Source organism: Streptomyces sp. DT2A-34 (genome assembly GCF_030499515.1).
In the GTDB taxonomy this organism is placed as follows: Bacteria; Actinomycetota; Actinomycetes; order Streptomycetales; family Streptomycetaceae; genus Streptomyces.
Genome location: NZ_JASTWJ010000001.1, coordinates 6,133,418 through 6,152,782, shown reverse-complemented (window position 1 = coordinate 6,152,782; position 19,365 = coordinate 6,133,418). Strand labels below are relative to the sequence as shown.

The 19,365-nt window shown below is 69.1% G+C and carries 19 protein-coding genes and 1 pseudogene; 13 read left to right on the top strand and 7 right to left on the bottom strand.

Going from position 1 to position 19,365, the window contains the following annotated elements; all coding sequences use genetic code 11:
* The first annotated feature begins 8 nt into the window (after window positions 1–8).
* Complete coding sequence (locus QQM39_RS27645) at window positions 9–608, top strand: GNAT family N-acetyltransferase (RefSeq protein WP_302000257.1); 600 nt, start codon at window positions 9–11, stop codon at window positions 606–608.
* 339 nt (window positions 609–947) lie between these two features.
* Complete coding sequence (locus QQM39_RS27640) at window positions 948–2,165, top strand: winged helix-turn-helix domain-containing protein (protein WP_302000256.1); 1,218 nt, start codon at window positions 948–950, stop codon at window positions 2,163–2,165.
* 64 nt (window positions 2,166–2,229) lie between these two features.
* Here QQM39_RS27640 and QQM39_RS27635 read toward each other — a convergent pair whose 3' ends face one another.
* From QQM39_RS27635 to QQM39_RS27605, 7 genes and pseudogenes are all read right to left on the bottom strand, one after another.
* Window positions 2,230–2,976, bottom strand: a complete 747-nt coding sequence (locus tag QQM39_RS27635) for a response regulator transcription factor (RefSeq protein WP_062156068.1) — start codon at window positions 2,974–2,976, stop codon at window positions 2,230–2,232.
* Between the two features lie 202 nt (window positions 2,977–3,178).
* Window positions 3,179–3,904, bottom strand: a complete 726-nt coding sequence (raiA, locus tag QQM39_RS27630) for a ribosome-associated translation inhibitor RaiA (RefSeq protein WP_302000254.1) — start codon at window positions 3,902–3,904, stop codon at window positions 3,179–3,181.
* Window positions 3,905–4,660: 756 nt separating this feature from the next.
* A pseudogene (locus QQM39_RS27625) lies at window positions 4,661–5,380 on the bottom strand (ComF family protein); the annotation flags it as partial.
* Window positions 5,381–5,556: 176 nt separating this feature from the next.
* Window positions 5,557–7,398: an LpqB family beta-propeller domain-containing protein gene (locus tag QQM39_RS27620; protein ID WP_302000252.1), complete on the bottom strand. Its 1,842-nt coding sequence runs from the start codon at window positions 7,396–7,398 to the stop codon at window positions 5,557–5,559.
* On the bottom strand, window positions 7,388–9,463 hold the full coding sequence (mtrB, locus tag QQM39_RS27615) for an MtrAB system histidine kinase MtrB (protein ID WP_302000251.1): 2,076 nt from the start codon (window positions 9,461–9,463) through the stop codon (window positions 7,388–7,390). The genes QQM39_RS27620 and mtrB overlap by 11 nt, the downstream gene beginning before the upstream one ends.
* 1 nt (window position 9,464) lies before the next feature.
* Window positions 9,465–10,154: a two-component system response regulator MtrA gene (gene mtrA, locus QQM39_RS27610; RefSeq protein WP_199812060.1), complete on the bottom strand. Its 690-nt coding sequence runs from the start codon at window positions 10,152–10,154 to the stop codon at window positions 9,465–9,467.
* 985 nt (window positions 10,155–11,139) lie between these two features.
* On the bottom strand, window positions 11,140–11,877 hold the full coding sequence (locus QQM39_RS27605) for a GntR family transcriptional regulator (RefSeq protein WP_302000250.1): 738 nt from the start codon (window positions 11,875–11,877) through the stop codon (window positions 11,140–11,142).
* A 228-nt stretch (window positions 11,878–12,105) separates the two neighbouring features.
* On the opposite strand from QQM39_RS27605, the gene QQM39_RS27600 reads away from it, so the two are divergent.
* The 11 genes from QQM39_RS27600 to QQM39_RS27550 all read left to right on the top strand — a co-directional run bounded on the left by QQM39_RS27600 (window position 12,106) and on the right by QQM39_RS27550 (window position 19,179).
* Window positions 12,106–12,438: a hypothetical protein gene (locus QQM39_RS27600; protein WP_302000249.1), complete on the top strand. Its 333-nt coding sequence runs from the start codon at window positions 12,106–12,108 to the stop codon at window positions 12,436–12,438.
* A gap of 2 nt (window positions 12,439–12,440) precedes the next feature.
* Window positions 12,441–13,778, top strand: a complete 1,338-nt coding sequence (locus QQM39_RS27595; RefSeq protein WP_302000248.1) for an FtsK/SpoIIIE domain-containing protein — start codon at window positions 12,441–12,443, stop codon at window positions 13,776–13,778.
* A gap of 23 nt (window positions 13,779–13,801) precedes the next feature.
* Window positions 13,802–13,978, top strand: a complete 177-nt coding sequence (locus tag QQM39_RS27590) for a hypothetical protein (RefSeq protein ID WP_302000246.1) — start codon at window positions 13,802–13,804, stop codon at window positions 13,976–13,978.
* 77 nt (window positions 13,979–14,055) lie between these two features.
* Entirely contained in the window at window positions 14,056–14,691 is a 636-nt protein-coding gene (locus tag QQM39_RS27585; protein WP_302000245.1) for a DUF2637 domain-containing protein, read from the top strand.
* Between the two features lie 19 nt (window positions 14,692–14,710).
* Window positions 14,711–14,893, top strand: a complete 183-nt coding sequence (locus QQM39_RS27580; protein ID WP_302000244.1) for a mobile element transfer protein — start codon at window positions 14,711–14,713, stop codon at window positions 14,891–14,893.
* 16 nt (window positions 14,894–14,909) lie between these two features.
* On the top strand, window positions 14,910–15,263 hold the full coding sequence (locus tag QQM39_RS27575) for a hypothetical protein (RefSeq protein WP_302000243.1): 354 nt from the start codon (window positions 14,910–14,912) through the stop codon (window positions 15,261–15,263).
* A 92-nt stretch (window positions 15,264–15,355) separates the two neighbouring features.
* On the top strand, window positions 15,356–15,535 hold the full coding sequence (locus QQM39_RS27570) for a hypothetical protein (protein WP_302000242.1): 180 nt from the start codon (window positions 15,356–15,358) through the stop codon (window positions 15,533–15,535).
* Between the two features lie 5 nt (window positions 15,536–15,540).
* Window positions 15,541–16,368: a phosphoadenosine phosphosulfate reductase gene (locus QQM39_RS27565; RefSeq protein WP_302000240.1), complete on the top strand. Its 828-nt coding sequence runs from the start codon at window positions 15,541–15,543 to the stop codon at window positions 16,366–16,368.
* A complete protein-coding gene (repSA, locus tag QQM39_RS27560) occupies window positions 16,365–17,786 on the top strand; it encodes a replication initiator protein RepSA (protein ID WP_302000238.1) in 1,422 nt (473 codons plus the stop codon). Before QQM39_RS27565 ends, repSA begins: the two co-directional genes overlap by 4 nt.
* Window positions 17,783–17,971 (top strand): helix-turn-helix domain-containing protein, encoded by a 189-nt coding sequence (locus QQM39_RS27555; protein ID WP_302000236.1) that lies wholly within the window; start codon window positions 17,783–17,785, stop codon window positions 17,969–17,971. The genes repSA and QQM39_RS27555 overlap by 4 nt, the downstream gene beginning before the upstream one ends.
* On the top strand, window positions 17,971–19,179 hold the full coding sequence (locus QQM39_RS27550; protein WP_302000234.1) for a tyrosine-type recombinase/integrase: 1,209 nt from the start codon (window positions 17,971–17,973) through the stop codon (window positions 19,177–19,179). The genes QQM39_RS27555 and QQM39_RS27550 overlap by 1 nt, the downstream gene beginning before the upstream one ends.
* The last annotated feature ends 186 nt before the right edge of the window (window positions 19,180–19,365 follow it).

Below are 19,365 nucleotides of genomic sequence, written 5' to 3'. Positions count from 1 at the left end.
ATCGGCCGATGGAACCCGTCACGCTCACCACCGGCCGCCTCCTGATGCGCACGGTCGGCCCGAAGGACACCGACGCCGTGTACGAGGCCGTCCAGGACCCCGACATCCAGCGCTGGACCACGCTCCCCTCGCCCTACCTGTACGAGCACGCCCACAGCTTCACGGACCAACTGGCTCCCGAGGGCTGGAGGAACGGCTCGATGTTCACCTGGGGACTCTTCCTCCCCGAAGGGGAGGACCTGGTGGGCATGCTCGGTCTCACGATGCGTTCCATGAGCGGGGCCGAGATCGGTTTCTGGGGCACGAAGAAGCACCGCGGCAATGGCTACATCACCGAGGCCGTCCTCGCCGCGTCCCGCTGGGCCTTCGCCCACCTCTCCATCGACCGCCTCGAATGGCGCGCGGAGGTCGGCAACAACCCCTCCCGCGCAGTAGCGGAACGCGCCGGCTTCACCCTTGAGGGCACCCTCCGCGCCGCCCTCGTCCACCAGGGCGTCCACCGAGACTGCTGGGTCGGCTCCTTGCTCCCATCGGACCTGGGCCTACCGTCGACGGCACCGTACCTCCCCGCGCCAACCCCCTCCGCCCCGTCCGACACCACAGCCTGAACACAGCCGCCCGAGCCCTCACCGGCACGAACGTCGCCTCCCACCCCGCCCGCCGGTGGGCACGCTGCCGTCCCCGCAGGGGGCTTCACCTCTTGAGGCCGACCCGCACCACTCAGCCCGGCCGGCGTTTGAGGACGAGACCCGTTCAGGGCCGAAGCGGGGGTCTGGGGGCCGCAGCCCCCCACCTGGGACCGGGGTCGAAGGGGCAGCGCCCCTGGAGGATGGGACGGGTAGGGGCGGCGGGGGCGAGACCCTCCCGACACCGCCCCAGCATTGGCCCCCACCCCCAAACCCCAGCTCACTCCCCATTATCAGTGCCACCCCCTATCGTCCGAACCCATGACGACCCCGCGCCCCACCACCGACCTCTCGGCAGACGAAGCCCGCCGCATCACCCTGAGAGCCCAAGGCTTCCTCGGCACCCCCAACCGCAGGTCCGGCGTCCGCGGCATCCTCCGTCACCTCGGCGCGGTCCAACTCGACACCATCTCGGTCCTGGCCCGCTCCCACGAGCTCATCCCGTACGCCCGCCTGGGCGCGGTAGACCGCAAGACGATCGAGACCGCCTACTGGACGACGACATCCACCACATCCACTGACGCGCCCCCGGTACAACCGCCCCACCCCCACGCCTTCGAATACTGGTCCCACGCCGCCTGCATCCTCCCCATCGAGGAATGGCCCCACTTCGCCTTCCGCCGCCGCGCCTACCGAAACCGCCCCCACTGGAACCACGAACTCCCCGACGGCGCCTACGACCAGGTCATCAAGCAGCTCCGCACCGAAGGCCCCCTCACCGCGACAGAACTGGGCGGCGCGAAGAAGACCAGCGAGTGGTGGGACTGGTCGGGCTCGAAGGTCGCCGCCGAACGCGCCCTGATGTACGGCGAGGTGGTCTGCGTCGAGCGCCGCGGCTGGAAGCGCGTCTACGACCTCGCCGAACGCGCCATCCCGCAGACACTGCTGCACGACGAGTTGGACGACACCGAGTGCCTGCGCCGCCTGGTCCGCCTGGCCGGCCAGTCCCTCGGCGTCGGCACACGCGCGGACATCGCCGACTACCACCGTCTCAAGGGCGAGCAAGTAGACGCGGTGATCGCCGACTCGGGCCTGGTCCCGGTCACGGTCGAGGGCTGGGGCAAGCCGGCCTGGGCGGACCCCGCGGCCCTGGAGACACCTCCGCGCGGCCGCCACCGCACGACGCTCCTGTCCCCCTTCGACTCCCTGATCTGGGAACGGGCACGCACGGAGCGGATCTTCGGCTTCACCCACCGCTTGGAGGCCTACGTCCCCAAGCAGAAGCGGGTCTACGGCTACTTCGCGATGCCGGTCCTGGCCGGCGGCCGCCTCGTCGGCCGCGTCGACCCGGCCCGCGAGGGCAGCACACTGGTGGCCAAGCAGGTCACCTTGGACGGCCCGAAGGCGGTCCCCGCGGTGGCCCAGGCACTGGCCGAGGCGGCGAGCTGGGTGAACTGCACGGACGTACGCGTGGAACGGGTGGACTCACCCCACCTGCGCGAGCCGCTCGCCAGCGAGCTCACCCGCATAGTGGCGTGACCCTCAGAAGCCCTCCCGGACCCGCCTCCAGGACCCCGCGCCCGTCAGGACCGCGTCCGCGCCCTCAACGGATCTCGAGGATCTTCTCCCGCATCGCATACACCACGGCCTCCATCCTGGAGTGCAGCTGCAGCTTCTCCAGGATGTTGCGCACATGGTTCTTCACGGTGTTCTCGGAGATGAACAACTCCTTGGCGATATCGCGGTTGTTCATCCCCGTGGCGACGAGTTTGAGGACCTCCAGCTCACGGTCCGTCAGCCGCGGCGCGGGCACCAGTCGGCGCTCGTCCGTCCGCTGGATCATCGACTTGAACTCGGTGAGCAGTTTCGACGCCATGGACGGACTGATCTGCGACTGCCCGTCGGCCACCGCGCGAATGGCGGTGGCCACCTCGTCCGTGGAGATCTCCTTGAGGAGATAACCGGTCGCGCCCGCCTTGATCGCGTCGTAGAGATCGGCCTCCTCATCGCTGATCGTCAGCATGATGATCTTCGCGCTGGGGGCCACCTCCTTGATGGAGGTGCAGGCCTCGATCCCACCCCGCTTGGGCATCCTTACGTCCATCAGGACGATGTCCGGCAGCAGGTCCGCGGCCTTGTCGACGGCCTCCGCACCGTCTCCCGCCTCTCCTACGACCTGGATGTCCTCCTCGGCCGCGAGCACGATCTCCAGTCCACGGCGGAACAGGGCGTGGTCGTCCACGACGAGGACTCTGATCGGCTCCTTGCGTGGAGAGCCCGCGTCCGGGCCCATGCCGACGACGTCACCGTCGGCATCCTCGTCCCGCATCGGTCCGAAGCTGTCCGCCATCGTTCCTCCCCCTGAAGGCTGTGGCTGGTCGTTTGCCATCGCCAACCCAAGGCAACGGCCCACCGGTTGGGCCGGTAGCGGCCATGATTTCATGCCCGGCCGACACTGCGGTGACTACCGGGGCGCGAAGTGGTCGCACACCGGTGCCCCTGGGGGCGCACACGCGCTCCAGGGGCACCGGCTCAGCTGTCAGCCGGGTTGGTCATCCGCCCAGCGTGCCACCAGCCGCGGGAGACTGCGCCTGGGTGACCATCGGGTCCGTGTTGAGATGGATGACCCCGTAGTCGTAAGCGTGCCGCCGGTAGACGACACTCGGTTCCTTCGTCTCGGAGTCGACGAAGAGATAGAAGTCGTGCCCGACCAGCTCCATCTCGTAGAGGGCCTGGTCGAGGGTCATCGGGGAGGCGACGTGCGTCTTCTCGCGCACGATGAGAGGGCCTTCGCCCTTTACTTCCAGCGAGCCGATCTTCTTGGTGGGAACTCCGTCCGACTCTTCTTCCTGGAAGGTGTGGCCGTTGCCGTTGAGCGTCGCCGCGCCCGGAACGTGGTCGGGGACCTCGGCCGCCGTGAGCCGGCGTGCGCCTCGGCGCGAGAAACGCTTGTCGTGCTGCTTGCGCAGCCGGGCATCCAGCTTCTCCGCCGCCAGGTCGAGCGCCGCGTACGGATCGCTGGCCGCTGCCTCCGCCCGGATCACCGGACCGCGGGAGCGGAGCGTGATCTCCACTCGATCACTGCGGTCGGCCTGTCGGGGGTTGGGCTCCTTGGACACCTCGACGTCGAGGCTGATCACCTTGGCATCGAGCCTCTGAATCTTCTCCAGCTTCAGCTTCTCGGCCACGTGCTTGCGGAACCGCTCGGGCACCTCGGTCTTGCGGCCCTTGACGACGATGTCCACGCAGAACTCCGTTCCCGGATCGCCCCGCTCCATCGGCGGAGCATCTCCCTTTTGCACCAGGCTCCGGTGAACCCCGGAACCTCGGACTCGGTGACTTCCACCTCCTCCTCCCCCATGGGCAAGATCTCCACCCCATCGCCGCGACTGCTTCCGTAAAACCCGCAGCACGGCATTCGGATATGGCAGGGATGGCCTGCGCCTTTCCCTCACAACCGAACATATCTCGCCCGGACGGATGTCGTCACCCTCTACTCCGGCGTACCTCCGTTCAGGTGAATTGACCCTCTCGTTACCTGCAACGATGCAAGTTCGCAGTCAGTTCCGGTTTATTTCGAAAGAATCCGGCGACGCAGCGACCACGGCCGCGCAGATCACGTCACCGGCCCATCCGGCGCCCATGATTCCCGGCCTCTCGCACGTCCGCCGTACAGCGCCCTCCATCGATCCAACCCTCCGTTCCCATGTGCTTTCCCGAGTTCCCGCCCCGTACACAGCGGTTGTCCCGTCACCACTCGCACCGGACTCCGCGCTCACCCATCCATACGTGCCCACCTCCTCCGCCGTTCCGCCGTATGCGCCCGCTTCCTCAGCCTGCCCCCTGCCGACTCCCGTGCCTGCTCCCGTGCCTGCCGCCCTGCCGTGCGCGACCGACCGCACCGCGCAGCCGTGGGCTGCCGACTCCGCCGTACGGCTGCGCAAGTCTCCTCTCCCGGGGCTGCACGTGTCCGCTCCCCCTGGGCTACGCGGATCCGCCCCGTCCGGCCTGCAGGATTCCGCCCCCGCCGCCAAGGCCGCCCGCACAGCACGCGCCGCCTCCGCCAGGGACGCGCCCGTCGTCATCAGGTCGTCGACGAGCACGACCGGGCCACCCGCGAGCAGCCGGCCGCCCCCGGGAGCCACCGTCAGCGCGCCCGCGAGATTGTCCAGCCGCTGCCGCGAGTTGAGCCCCGACTGATCGGCCACCGCACGCCGCTGCCGCAGCACCGCGAGCACCCGCGCCGGTGTCCCGGCCCGCCGCAGCTCACCCGCAGCCGCGAGGGCGATCCGCCGCGCCGGATCATGCCCCCTTGCCCGAACCGCCCCTCGCGCGGACGGAACGGGTACGAGCAGCACAGACGCACCGGCACCGCCGAACTGCCCCGCCGCGTCGGCACGCACCTGCGAACCCCGGGACCGCGCAGCCCGTACGGACGCCCCGTCGCCGTACGCCCAGGCCTCCCGCAGCCCCGCCCGCACGGCTCCCGCCAGAGCCGTCCCGAGCGGAGCCGCGAGCGCCAGCGCCCCGCGTTCTTTGTGGGCCAGCAACACGGCCCGCACCTCGTCCGAGTACCGTGCCGCCGCGTGCACGACCGGCAGTCCGGACGGCTCCGGCACCGGTCGCACCCGGCTCGGTACGGTCCCGCTCAGGACGGCACGGCACTCCGGGCAGAGCACCGTGCGAGGCCTTGCACAGCCTCCGCACTCGGCCGGCAGCACCAGGTCGGTGAGGTCCTGCCACCACCCCCGCATGCCCACCACTGTGCCAACACCCGCCCCGAGCGACCACCCCTGTGGATAACTCCCTGTGGAAAACTCCGGCTCCCCAAAAACGGAAGCGGCCGCTTTCGGCCGGAGTCCCACTCCGGCCGAAAGCGGCCACCACGCTCATCGCCCCCGCACCTCAAGGGCTCGGCCCGGACAAAACCTCACCCCGGATAAACCGGCGCCGTCCCGTCCGTCACGACCTTCTCCCACTGCGTCCCGGACGGCAGCCGTACGATCCCGTCCTCCGAGTACCCGACCAGCGGCAGCCGTGCGTCCTCGGACGCGGTGATCTCCTTGACGCCGCTGAGGGCCGCGGGCGCCGGCTCTTCCGGTGTGGAGCCGTCGACCTGGACGTACCGCATCGTCTGCACGCCGCCCTGCTCACGCCCGACCACCACGAGCCGGCTGTCACCGGCCCACGACATGGCGGTGACCTCCTCCAACTGCGGTGTCGCGGAGCGCAGTTCGTGCACCGAGACGGCCGAGCGCTCTCCCGCCTTGCCGTCCTCGATCCGTTCGATCCGCCCGATGAGCAGCGACGATTTATCGCCCTGCTCCACCACGAGCGCGATCCGCACCCCGTCGGCGGCCACCCGTACGGACTCGATGCGCCCCTCCAGCCCCGGCGGCGTCTTCACCACCAGCGGATCGTCCACGCCCTCCTTCAGCAGGAGCAGCCGAGGGTTGTCGGGGTCGCGGTCGGCCACCCACAGGTCGCCCTGGGCGTCCCAGCTGGGCGCCGACAGCCGTTCATCCGCCGTCGGGCCCGCGCTGGTCAGCTCCGACTCCCCGAGCGGACCGCCCGACACCAGCGCCCCGACATACAGCTCCTTGCCGTCGAGGCCGACCCCGGCAGCCATGTCCTCGTCACGCGACACCGCCACCGACCCGAGCTGCGCATCGCCCTCGCCCAGGGCGCCCGGCACGGGATCGGGCGTCGTGTCCATGGTCGCGGCGGCCAGCCGTACGAGCTGGTGCTTGGCGTCGAGGAAGTACAGGTAGTCGGCGCGCTCCACCGACCCGCGCGTGGCAATGGCCTCCGCCGATTTCTCCCTGAGCGCGCACAGCTGCCTGCCGCCCGCCTTGAGCTCGACCTCGTCCACCGTGGGGGTGAGGTTCTGCAGGGTGAACAGGAGCTGGGCCGCCATCTCGTTGCACTGGGCCAGGCCGACCCGGGCCGCCTTGTCGTTCAACGGCACGGTCAGGATGTTCTGGTCGTTGGGCGTCAGCGAGGTGACGCTGTCCTTGAGCGCCGCACCGGTGGGGAAGCTCGACCTGACCACCGGGTTGAGCCAGCTGGTGGGCCCCGCGAGCAGGGAGCGCACCATCTGCGTCATGGGGTCCACGTTCCTGCGCACGTAGACGGGGTCGGCGACGGCCGCCGTGTGCGGGGAGGTCCCGAGCGTGGTGTTCGTGGCGAAGTAGTACTTGTCGACGGACATGTAGTTGCGCTGGAAGTCCGACTTGCCCATGACGACGCCGCGCGGCGGCACATCGATGCGCCACTGCTTCGTCTTCTTGTCCCGGGTGAGGTGCATCGGCTCGCTGTAGTCCCCACTGGCGGGCGCGTACGACTGCTGCGCGTCGACCGTGGCGACCTTGGTGCCGGACAGCGTGTACGAAAGGTTGTCGGTCTCCTCCCGGCCTCCCACGCGTTCGGCTTCGGCGCCCGGTCCGTCGGCGAGCACCGTCGTGGACAGCAAGGGCTGCCACCTGTCCGACGCTTCCTCGGTCAGGTACTTGCGCGCTATCTCATAGTCCGGATCGTCGCTGGTCAGTGCCTCCAGGAAGCCCGACACGATCTCCGAGGACGAAGCGTCCTCGCGCGGCGGCATGGCGAAGACCCGCACCTGCGTGTCCTGGCGCGGCGTGGACTCGACGCCACGCAGGTCGCCGCTGTCGGGCATCGAGGCGCACCCCGCCAGCAGTACGACTCCACAGGCGGCGTACGCCACCGCGCGCCCCGGCGTGCGCCGGGCTCCCCCCTCGCGGTCAGCGCCCACGAGATGCCTCCCCATGCTTGCTCGACTCCCCGGCCTGCCCGGCCTCCTCGCTCGGCGGCCCATCAGCACCGGACGTGTCGTCCTGTATCCGCGCACCCGATGCGGGCCGGGGGACCACCCGCGCGCCGTTGCCGGGCAGCGCGGTCGGATCGGCTTTGGGGAGCGAGGCGCCCAGACGCGGCGCGATCGGGTCCCTCGACGGCATCGTGGACGCCTGGTTCCCCGTGGGCTGCGCCGGTACCGTCGCGGCCTTCTCGCCGCCGCCACACGGCAGACCGGCGTCATTAAGTCCACGATTGCGGCGCGAGTCCTTGGGCTCCAGGGGTATCGGCGAGCCCCGCAGCGGCTCGTCCGCGGTCCGCGGCAGCGTCAGCCGGAACTGCGAACCGCCCCCCGGCTCGCCCCACGCCTGCAGCCAGCCGCCGTGGAGCCGCGCGTCCTCCAGCGCGATGGACAGCCCCAGCCCCGTACCGCCCGTCGTACGCGCGCGTGCCGGGTCCGCCCGCCAGAAGCGGCTGAAGACACGGGTCGCCTCACCGGGCTTCAGCCCGACGCCGTAGTCGCGCACGGCGACCGCCACCGCCCCACCGGCCGCGGCGAGCTTGACGACGACGTCCTTGCCCTCGCCGTGCTCGACGGCGTTGACGACGAGGTTGCGCAGCACGCGCTCGACGCGCCGCGCGTCGGCCTCGGCGACGATGGGCTGCTGATCGCCGACGATGCGTATCTGGGAACCCTTGCGCTCGGCGAGCGGCTCGGCCCCGCTGACGACGCGCCGTACGACCTCCCTGAGGTCGATCGGCTCGGCCTCCAGCGCCGCCGCGCCCGCGTCGAAGCGGCTGATCTCCAGCAGGTCGGCGAGCAGCGACTCGAACCGGTCCAGCTGGTCGGCGAGCAGCTCCGCCGACCGCGCCGTCACCGGATCGAAGTCCTCCCGCGCCTCATGTATGACGTCGGCGGCCATCCGTACGGTCGTCAGCGGCGTCCGCAGCTCATGCGACACGTCGGACACGAACCGCCGCTGCATCCGCGACAGGTCCTCCAGCTGCTGGATCTTCAGCTGCAGGTTCTGCGCCATCTTGTTGAAGGCCTCGCCGAGCCGCGCGATGTCGTCCTCACCGGTGACCTTCATCCGTTCCTGCAGCCGCCCGGCGGACAGCCGCTCGGCGATGCCGGCCGCCATCCGCACGGGCGTGACGACCTGGCGCACCACGAGCCAGGCGATCGCCCCGAGGAGTACGACGACGAAGAGCCCGGCGGTGGCGAGCGTCCCCTTGACCAGGCTCAGCGACTTCTCCTCCTGGGTGAGCGGGAAGAGGTAGTAGAGCTGGTACGGGTCGCCGTTGGGGTCGTTGACCTGCTTGCCGATGACCAGGGCCGGCTGCGACTCCTTGTCGGCGGTGGGCTTGTAGACGATGCGGGTATAGCTCTGGAACGCCCCCGTAGTGCTGTCGATCCGCTCGCGCAGGTCTTCCGGCACGCTCGCGGTGGGATCCACGCCACCGGAGGCACGCGGCCCGCGCCCACCGGTGTCGCCGCCCGCGGAGGCCGGAAGGGACACCACGTCGAAGGCGCCCTGGCCGCCGCTGGACAGTGAGGAGACAAGGTCGCTCATCCACTGGATGACGTTCTGCTCGGAACGCTCGTCCACCGTAGCGCCGTCGTCGGCGGTCCCGGCCGCGGCCTCGTCGGACCTCTGCTTGGCGGCCGCGAACCCGCCGGTGGCCTGGCTCTGCGAGGCCTTCACCTTGGCGTCCAGCAGGCCGTTGCGCACCTGCCCGATGACGACGAAGCCCAGCAGCAGCACGACACCGAGCGACATCAGCAGGGTCGTGACAACGACCTTGAGCTGGATGTTGCGCCGCCACAGCCGCATGACGGGCAGCAGCGGCCGACGCACCCAGCGCAGCACCAGACGAAGAACCGGGCTGCCCTGGACGCCGCCCTGCAGCAGCCCGCCCTCGAGAAACCGTCCCCAACGGGAGCCCGACGTCTTCCGGCCGACAGGCCGCTCCGGACGGGCCCCGGTCCGACCGGGGGCCGAAGCGGCACTGTCCCCGGACATGTCAGCTCGGCCCTGCCTTGTAGCCGACACCACGAACGGTCACCACGATCTCCGGCCGCTCCGGGTCCTTCTCGACCTTGGAACGCAGGCGCTGCACATGCACGTTGACCAGACGGGTGTCGGCCGCGTGCCGATAGCCCCAGACCTGCTCCAGCAGCACCTCACGCGTGAACACCTGCCAGGGCTTGCGCGCGAGCGCGACCAGCAGATCGAACTCCAGCGGGGTCAGCGCGATCGACTGCCCGTCCCGCTTGACGGAGTGCCCGGCCACGTCAATGACGAGATCACCGATGGCGAGCTGCTCCGGCGCCGGCTCCTCCGACCTCCGCAGCCGCGCCCGGATCCGGGCGACGAGCTCCTTCGGCTTGAACGGCTTCACGATGTAGTCGTCGGCGCCGGACTCCAGGCCCACCACGACATCGACGGTGTCGCTCTTGGCCGTCAGCATCACGATCGGCACGCCGGACTCCGCCCTGATCAGACGGCACACCTCAATGCCGTCCCGCCCGGGCAGCATCAGGTCGAGCAGCACCAGATCGGGCTTGCTCTCCCGGAATGCAGCCAGCGCCTTGTCGCCGTCGGCTACGAAAGACGGCTCAAAACCTTCACCACGCAGCACAATGCCGAGCATCTCGGCCAGTGCGGTGTCGTCGTCGACGACAAGGACTCGTCCCTTCATGAATGCCATCATCCCATTCTCATAACGGTGGCGAAGGCTCAGGTGAGGTAGCTCACCGGCCAGTGACCTTAGTCGTACTGGGCCGTCACTGTCTGCCCTCGTCCGCCGACGTTGATGTCAACCGTGGATGTCAGCTCGACACCCACCTCGCGAGCGTGCCCACGTGATCGATGGAGTGACTTTGGGCTGGAGCTGCTTTGGGGGGAGTGATCATGGCCCCGTAAGCTTCCGGCGAGTCGGGCAGTCTGTGGACCTGCCCGTTAAAGCACGACGTTGGGGCCATGATCTTCGAGGCTCCCCCCAAAGTGGCTGCCTAAAGTCACGGAGTCGATCACCCCAGCCAGCCACGATCCCACCCACCACGGCCCGCAGGTTCCGGCAGAGCTCCCAGCCGTCGCGCACCTGCTTTTGGGTCAAAGCGTCTGTTGGTCCGTGGCGGATCATGCATGCGGACCTTTGGGCAATGCCGTCCTCCCCAGGTCCGGGCCTGGTGGTGTGGGGCAAGGGTGGGAATCAGGCTCGGTCCGGTGCATCGGCCCTTGGCGGGCCAGAGCGTGAAACGGGGATCACCCCGGGGCACTGGTGGCGCGGGGCCGGTGCCGGGGCGGCGCGCAGCCGAAGGCGGGAGCGAAGCCCCGAGCACCGAGCCCGCGCAGGCCCGCAGTGCGGGCCTGTGGGGTGTGTGTCCCCGTAGCGGCGGCCGGAAAGCCGTTGGGACAGCGCGACCGGATGGCGAAGCCAAGAGCCCCCATCCGTGGCTCCTGGCCGCTTTGGGCCTGGTGACCGAGGGGATGGAGGCTCTAGCCCTGAGGGGCTGTGAAGCGTGGGGGAGCTGAGGTTCCTAGGGGTGCTGTCGAGTCCTGTTCTCCCAAGTGCGCGACGGCTGGGAGCTCTGCCGGAACCTGCGGGCCGTGGCGGAACGGGATCCCCCTCCCCCGCCGGAACGGCGGGGCTTGATGAGGTAGAGAAATCTGTAACAGGTCCTGCTGCCTTGCCGTCAATCGAGGGCGTACTCGGCGGAGAGTTCGCGCCCGGCTCCGAGGAAGTCTTGGGCGTACTCGGTGACCTCGCCGTGCTGGTCAAAGTACTGGTTGGTCATGGTCAGAGCCTGAGTCCCGACTTCGGCACCGAGTACCTCGGCGATGTCTCCAGGGACTGGCGCCATGGCCACTACGTCACGTCGTCGAACTGCGCGCCGCCCTGTGCGATCTTCGATCAAGCCAAAGGTCATCTTGGGAAGGGGGCCGACCTCAAGCAACTCCGGGGCTGCTTCGGCCAGGCTGCCAGCCAGCCACGATGTGGACACAGCTACCACCCCGTCATCGTCGCGGTAGACACGGCGACGCTGAACGGCCGGGTCCCCCTCGGTGATCTTCAAGCCCTCTGCTACGTGCGCCGACGCAGGGATCAACTCTGCGCTCAAGATCTCGACGGTTTCCCCGAGCCGGAACCCGCTGCCCGTCGCCCGCAGCATCTGAAGGCGGTCTGGGCCACTCGTCAGCTTCCGTCCCAGGTCGACGAACGTTCCCTGCGACGAGGATCGTACGTAGCCCTCCTCCTGAAGCTGCTTGATCGCCTTTGCGGCTGTGGCGGTGGCGACTCCCCATTCTCGCGCGATGTCCGCGATGGAAGGGAGCTTGGATTCCTGGGGCAGCTCCCCCTCTTTGATCTTCACGCGGAAGTGATCGGCGATCTGCATGAACGGGGGCGTGGCGCGTTGCACCTTCGGGGTCATCTTCCTTCTCCTTCTCCCTTCTGGGCGTGCTAGTTCCTGATCTCCTCGCGTTCTAGCTCGCATACCCACACTAACGCGTACCCCATGGCATAGCCATGGAACTTCGGCCTACCTGCCGCGAGCGGGCCTTGACAGGCGTGTACTAGTACGCGCATCATCGACGCAAGCTAGTACGCGATCGAGGTGTGCGAGCTAGCACACTTCGCCCCTACGTGAGGAGAGGCTGAGATGCCGTCCTTCAAGATCGACCTTTCTACCGCTGTGGTGTTCGTGGCGACCGCTCCGACGCCGAAGCTGGTCAACAAGCAGACCGGTGAGATCGCGATCGACCGGGAGACTCAGGCACCGCTGCACACGGTGGGCCTGCTGGTCTCGGATGAGGGTGAGGGCAACCTCTACCAGGTCACGATCCCGGCGAGCGGCCTTCCCGACAGCCTGACACCGGGTATGCCGGTGGCGGTGACGGGGCTGAAGGCGCGTGACTGGGAGAACGAGTTCAACGGCCAGAAGCGACACGGGATCTCGTTCCGGGCGGTCGCGGTCACCCCGATTGGGGCCTGACCATGAGCGATCTGGCCACCTGGTTCGAGGTGGGGGGTGCCGCGGCCGCTGCAGGTGGCCTCGGCATCGCCAAGTACCGCGCGCCGCGGCTGTACTGGTCGGCGGTCGGTCTGCCGGTCACGTGGGGCCGGTTCACCTGGACCTACGGCTCGACGATGGACGTGTGCGGGCTGACGGTGCAGCCGTCCGGCTTCCGTGCCTTCATGACCCGCAACGTCGCCCGGCGCGAGGTCCGCCCGGTGCCGCCGAAGGTGCGCCGCGTCCGTCCGACCGCGACCGGACTGCGCGTCACCCTCCGCCTGCCCGCGGGCCTGGAGCCTGCTGACATCGCCGCATCCTCCGAGCGCCTGCGCCACGCCTGGGGTGTGCACTCGGTGACCGTGCGGGAGACCAAGCCCGGCTACGTCGAGCTGCGGATGACCGGCTACGACGTCCTCAACCGGGTGCGGATGCCGCGCAAGGCCATACCCCGTGGCCTGATCGTCCCGGTCGCGCTGCGGGAGGACGGCACGGTCTTCGAGCGGGACTACCGCAAGATCCCGATGGCGCTCACGCTGGGGGCGAACTCCTCGGGCAAGTCGATGTACCAGCGCAACCTGATCAAGGGCTTGGCGAAGCTGCCGGTGGGACTGGTCGGGATCGACTGCAAGCGCGGGGTTGAGCACAGCCGCTACGCGCCCCGGCTGTCGGCCCTGGCCACCACCCCGGCCATCGCCGGGCAATTGATCGACGCGCTCGTCACGGAGATGGAAGACCGCTTCGACCTGCTCGCCCTGTACGGCGTCTCGGACCTGTGGGAACTGCCTCCAGAGTTGCGGCCTGTGCCGCTCGTCGTGCTGATCGATGAAGTGGCGGAGCTGTTCCTGGTGACCTCCAAGAAGGATGAGCCTGCTCGCGATCACACGGTCATGCAGCTGGTCCGGCTCGGCCAGATGGCCCGTGCGATCGGGATCTATCTGGAGGTGTGCGGACAGCGCTTCGGCTCCGATCTGGGCAAGGGCGCGACCGCCCTGCGCGCTCAGCTCACCGGCCGCGTGGTGCACCGCGTCAACGACAAGCAGACGGCGGAGATGGGCCTGGGCGACATCGCCCCGGACGCCGTGGTCTCCGTGACTGGCATCCGTGCCGACCGTCCCGGTGTCGCGGTGGCCGGTGACGCCTCCGGCTACTGGTCGCGGATCCGCACCCCGGAGGTCACTCCAGCTCAGGTGACGGCGGTCTGCCGTGAATTCGCCTGCCTCACCCCCGAGTTGCCATTCCTGACCCCTTTCCGGCCGGTCGGTCAGCTCTCCGTTCCGCCGATGCCCGCCGCTCCGCCGCTCGTGCAGTCCCAGCCGTAGCCAGTGCCGGAAGGAGATCGCTCATGGCTCCGCGCAAGTCCACAAAGCCCAAGGTCACGAAGTGCCTGGAGTGCGACGGCAAGGGCGAGACCGCGGAGACCGTCCGCGTCGGCGCCCGCAAGGGCCGCGCCACCGACCACCGGCAGACCGCCATGTGCCTCACGTGCTGGGGCTCCGGCGAGATCCCCGCCGACGACTGAACGCCTGCCGGGGCCGGGCGGCCGGACATGTGATCCCCGCCCCGCCCCCGGCTCAACTCCCCGAAGGAGGTGAGGACATGCCCCGCCCACTCCGCATTGACGCCGTGCTTGTACAGGCCGTGATCGCTGGCGCGCTGTCCTTCGCCCACCTGCACGACCTCGCCGAAGCCGCCGGGCAGACCGGATGGAAAGCCTGGGCCTACCCCGTCTCGGTCGACCTGCTCTTGGTCGCCGTGTGGCGCCGACTTCGTACGGAGCGGTCCCGGATGGCCTGGTTCTGGTTCCTGGTCGCCCTGGTGGCTTCGCTCGGCGCCAACATTGCCACCGCCGGGCTCCTCGACCTGGACCACGTCCCGGCCTGGTTGCGCATCCTCGTCGCCGGATGGCCCGCGCTCGCGTTCCTCGGCGGCACTCTGCTTGCCCACTCGCCGACTCCGGCCGGGGACCGGGTGCCGGTTCCGCCGGCGCCCGCAGCCCCGGCACCCGTCCCTGAACCGATCCCCGAGCGTGAGCCGATCACTACCCCCGAGCCCGCACCGGCTCTGCCCGAAGCATCCGCCCCGGCGGTGCCTCCGGCGCTGATCGACCACGCGCGGAAGGTCGCGACCGAGCACCGCACCCGCACCGGCACGGACATTGACGCCGCCACCTTGCGCGCCCGCCTCGGAGTCCCGGATGCCCTCGCCGGAGCCATCGTCGCCCAACTCGCCTGACATCCAAGGAGGTTCCACCGTGCGCCCGAACCGCTTCCACAACGTGATCCGCATCGGCCCCGTGCAGGTCGGCACGTTCAACAACGGCCGTGGCCAGACCAAGCACACCGCCGCCTGCACCGCCCCCAAGTGCGGCTTCTCCACCGAGCACACCGAACGCTCGGCCGCCGAACTCGCCGCCCGCACCCACCGCTGCACCTGACCCGGAGGGCTGAACCGTGCAGTTGCCCGACGAACAGTTCCGCGCCGGTCACATCCCCGCCGACCTCTACCGGCAGATCCCGCCCGGCACCGACGTGCGCAAGGTCGTGATCGTCCAGGAAGCCCCCCGCTCCTACAAGGGCCCGATCGTCCTGACCCTGGTCATCGCCTCCGCGGCCGTGGTCGTGCTGCTGGTGATCGCCTTCGTCGCTCAGGTCGTCGCCGCCTCGGCCGTCGCGGTCCTGTCGGCCACCGGCGGGCTCAGCTACACGATCAACCGCGCCTCCAAGAAGCGGGAACTGCCCCGCTCGCCGCGCAAGCACCCGGTCCGCTCTCGGCCCGTCCGGTCCAAGAGCCGCTACCGCAAGTAGCGCCCCCGGGGCGGCCTCTCTCGCCAAAGATCCGCCGCCCCGGACGGCTCCACCTCGTCCAGATCCATCGATCCGAAAGGGCTCCACTCATCATGCCTTCCCGCGTCCCGAACCGTCCGGTCTGCCGCAACTGCGACAACTTCCCCGTCGCCTCGATCACCACCGGCGACCGCCACCCCGACGGCTCCCGCGTCCTGCTCCGCGTCGTCTGCCACGCCTGCCAGGGCACCGGCCACACCCTCCCCGCTGGCGTCGTTCGGGCCGCGAGGTGACCGCCATGGAGCGCTCGGCATCTGCTGCCCCGGGCCTGCGCGCCTTCTCCTTCGGCGGTGGCTGGCAGTCCATGGCGGCTCTGGTCCTGGAAGCTCAGGGCCGCATCGACTTCCAGACCTTCCTCTTCGCCAACGTCGGCCGGGACTCCGAGAACCCTGGCACCCTGAGCTACTTCGAGCGCTATGCCGCGCCGTTCGCTGCCGCCCACGGCCTGACGCTGATCGAGCTGGAACGCCGCATCAGTGGCGGCCGACAGGAAACGATCTACGGCCGGATCACCAACAGCAACGGCAGCCGCCAGACGATCCCGGTCTTCCTCAGCAACGGCAAGCCCGGCAAGCGCAACTGCACCTACGACTTCAAGATCCTGGTCACCGGAGCCTGGCTGAAGGCACACGGCGCCACCGAAGCCCACCCGGCCACGGTCGCCATGGGCATCAGCCTGGACGAGATCAGCCGCGCTAATGCTGGCAAGGCCATGCCGTATGAGCGGCTCGTCTACCCGCTCCTTGACCTCAAGATCCGTCGGGCCGACTGCCCCCGCATCATCCGCTCCGCGGGCCTGCCCGTGCCCCCGAAGTCGTCCTGTGACTTCTGCCCGATGCGGAAGATCCCCGAATGGCTGGCCATGCGTGCGCAGGATCCGGCGCGCTTTGAGCGGGCCTGCAAGGTCGAGGAGACCATCAACGCCCACCTGGCCGCCAAGGGCAAACGCCCCGTCTATCTGACCCGGATGGGGCGCCCTTTGCGGGAGCTGTTCAAGGGCGGGGACCAACTGCCGCTGTTCGACACCGACGATGAGGGCTGCGACAGCGGGTGGTGCTGGACATGACCGACACCGCCACCCTGGCGGGCCTGGATGCGGCCACCCTCGGCGACGTGCTGAGGGTGGCCGGATCGGCCGACTTCGACCGCTGGCAGGAACAGATCCGCCGTACCGGCGGCTGCTCCGACCCGATCCGCCTCATCGGCGGCACCAAGACGATCGACCCCGCCACGAAGACCGTGCTGCACTCGTACACGACCGAGCACGAGCCCGGCGGCATGCTCCGCGTGGCCTGCGGCAACCGCCGCGCCTCACGCTGCCCGGCCTGCGCCTGGACCTACGCCGGAGACACCTACCACCTCATCCGCGCGGGCCTGACCGGTGATCCTGCCAAAGGCACCCCCGAGACGGTGCGGGATCATCCCCGTGTCTTCGCCACCCTCACCGCGCCCTCGTTCGGTCCGGTTCACAACCGACCCGGCAACCGGGCCTGCCGCTGCGGTCAACGCCACTCCGAGGACGCGCCCGAACTCGGCACCCCGCTCGACCCCGAGTCGTACGACTACGCGGGCGCGGTGCTGTGGAACAACCACGCCTCGGAGCTCTGGCGGTACTTCACGATCTACCTGCGCCGCGAGATCGCCAAGCGAGCCGGGCTCACGCAGAAAGCTGCCCGCGAACAGTCCCGTGTCTCGTTCGGCAAGGTCGCGGAGTACCAGAAGCGCGGGGCCGTGCACTTCCACGCCGTGATCCGCTTCGACGGACCCGCCGGGCCTGACGATCCGCCCCCGGCCTGGGCCACCCTCGACCTGCTCACCAACGCGATCCATGCCGCCGCTGCCCGTGTCGCGGTCGACGTGCCCCCGGCCCGGTATCAGCCGGACCCCGACCAACCAGCCGTCACGCAACCGGCCCGCACGCTCCGGTGGGGCACCCAGCTCGACGTCCAGCCGATCGGCGCCTTCGGCCACGGCGAAGAGATCACCGAACAGGCCGTCGCCTCCTACGTCGCCAAGTACGCCACCAAAGCAGCCGAGACCACCGGCACCGTCGACCGCCGCATCGGCAACAAGGAAGCCCTCGTGCTCCTCGGAGTGCCCGACCACCCCCGCCGGTTGATCGAAGCCTGCCTCGACCTGCACCCGCTCTACCCCGACCGCAAGCTCCGGGACTGGGCGCACATGCTCGGCTTCCGCGGCCACTTCTCCACCAAGTCCCGCCGCTACTCCACCACCCTCGGCGCCCTGCGCCAAGTGCGTGCCGACTACCGCGCTGCCCAGCAACGCGAAGCCCTCGGCCTGCCCGACCCCGACGGCACGGAGGCAACCACCCTGACCCTCGCCCACTGGACCTACGCCGGACACGGCCATACCCCCGGCGAATCCTGGCTCGCCGCCAACATCCACCGCGACATCCAACTCAACCGCGAAACCGCCCGCGAGGAACTACCCGCCCTGCTCGACCTGGAAGGAGCTGCCGCATGACAACGGCCCCGGTAGAGCTCCTGACTGTGGATCAGGTCATGACGCGGCTGAAGTACGGGCGCAGCAAGGTCTACGACTTGATCCGCTCGAAGCGGCTCGCGTCGTTCACCGAAGGGCGTTGCCGCCGGATCCCTGACAGCGCGGTTCAGGAGTACATCCGCGCCCGGCTTGAGGAGGCTGACTGATGCCTCCACGCAAGCGGAATCCCAACGGCTCCGGCACGGTGACGAAGCGGACTGACGGCCGCTATCAGGCAGCCGTGTACGTCCCTCAGCCGGACGGAACCACGAAGCGGAAGTATGCATACGGCAAGACCTACGAGGAGTGCGACCAGAAGCGTCGGGACTTGATCGACCGTGCCAACGGCGGCATTCCGACTCCCACACGGGATATGACGCTGGGCCAGTGGTTCGACTACTGGCTTGAGATCGTTGTGAAGCCCAATCTTGCTGCGAACAGCTACCGGGCCTACGAAACGACGGTGCGTCACCACTTGCGCCCGCGCCTGGGCTCGAAGGTCATGCTGAAGCTCGGCGTCAAGGAGCTGCGAGGCGTCATGCAGGCGCTGGCGCAGGATCATGGGGTCAAGACAGCCAAGCGAGCCCTACGGGTCCTCTCAGCGGCACTCGCGGCCGCGATGGTCGAAGACATCGGCCTGACCCGGAACGTGGCCAAGCTCGTCCATGTCCGCGCGAGCACAGACAGCGGCAAGAGCTGGGACGCCGTGGCGGTGCTCCGCTTCCTGGCTGCGGCTCGACGCCTCACGCCGTACTACCCGGTCTTCCTGCTGCTCTGCCTCCTGGGCCTGCGACGGGCCGAGGTGTGCGGACTGCGCTGGGACAACATCGACCTGGACAATCGGATCATCTGGGTGGAACAGCAGCGGCAACGCAGCAGCGCGGGCACGATCGACGACGCGGGCCTAAAGACTCAGACCTCCAAGGCGCCCCTGCCTTTGCCAGCGCAGTGCATCGCTCCCCTGCGCTGGACACGGATGCGGACGGCCATGCTGCGCGAACGCGCGATCAGCAGGGGGCGTCCCTGGTTCGAAGATCCCGACAGGCACGTGTTCGTGACCCGGACTGGTCGCCCGCTCACGCCAGCGCACCTCTACATCGTGCTGGACCGGATCATCAAGGCGGAAGGGCTCGGCAAGATGAATCCCAAGGGGCTGCGCAAGTCCTGCGGCACGCTCCTGGTCCACCTCCGGGTTCACCCGAGGATCGTCAAAGCCATCCTTCGGCACAGCCGGATCGCAACGACCCTGGACATCTACGCTGAGGCTCTGGACCCTGACGTGATCGAGGCGGTGGGGCAGCTCGACCGGCTGCTTCGCCAACCGGCACGGCTACGGGAACTGGAGACTTCGTCGGGCCTGGAGACCGCCGCTTGATGTAGCCGTTGGATGTCACGGCCCCTCGCCTCGCGCATCGTCGCAGGCAGAGGGGCCGTTTCCGTTGATCAGAGCGGGAGCATCCCATTCTCATAACAGTGGCGAAGGCAGTGGTGAGATAGGTCACCGGCCAGTGACCTTAGTCGTACGCAGTCCCTACTGTCTGCCCTCGTCCACATCACAGGG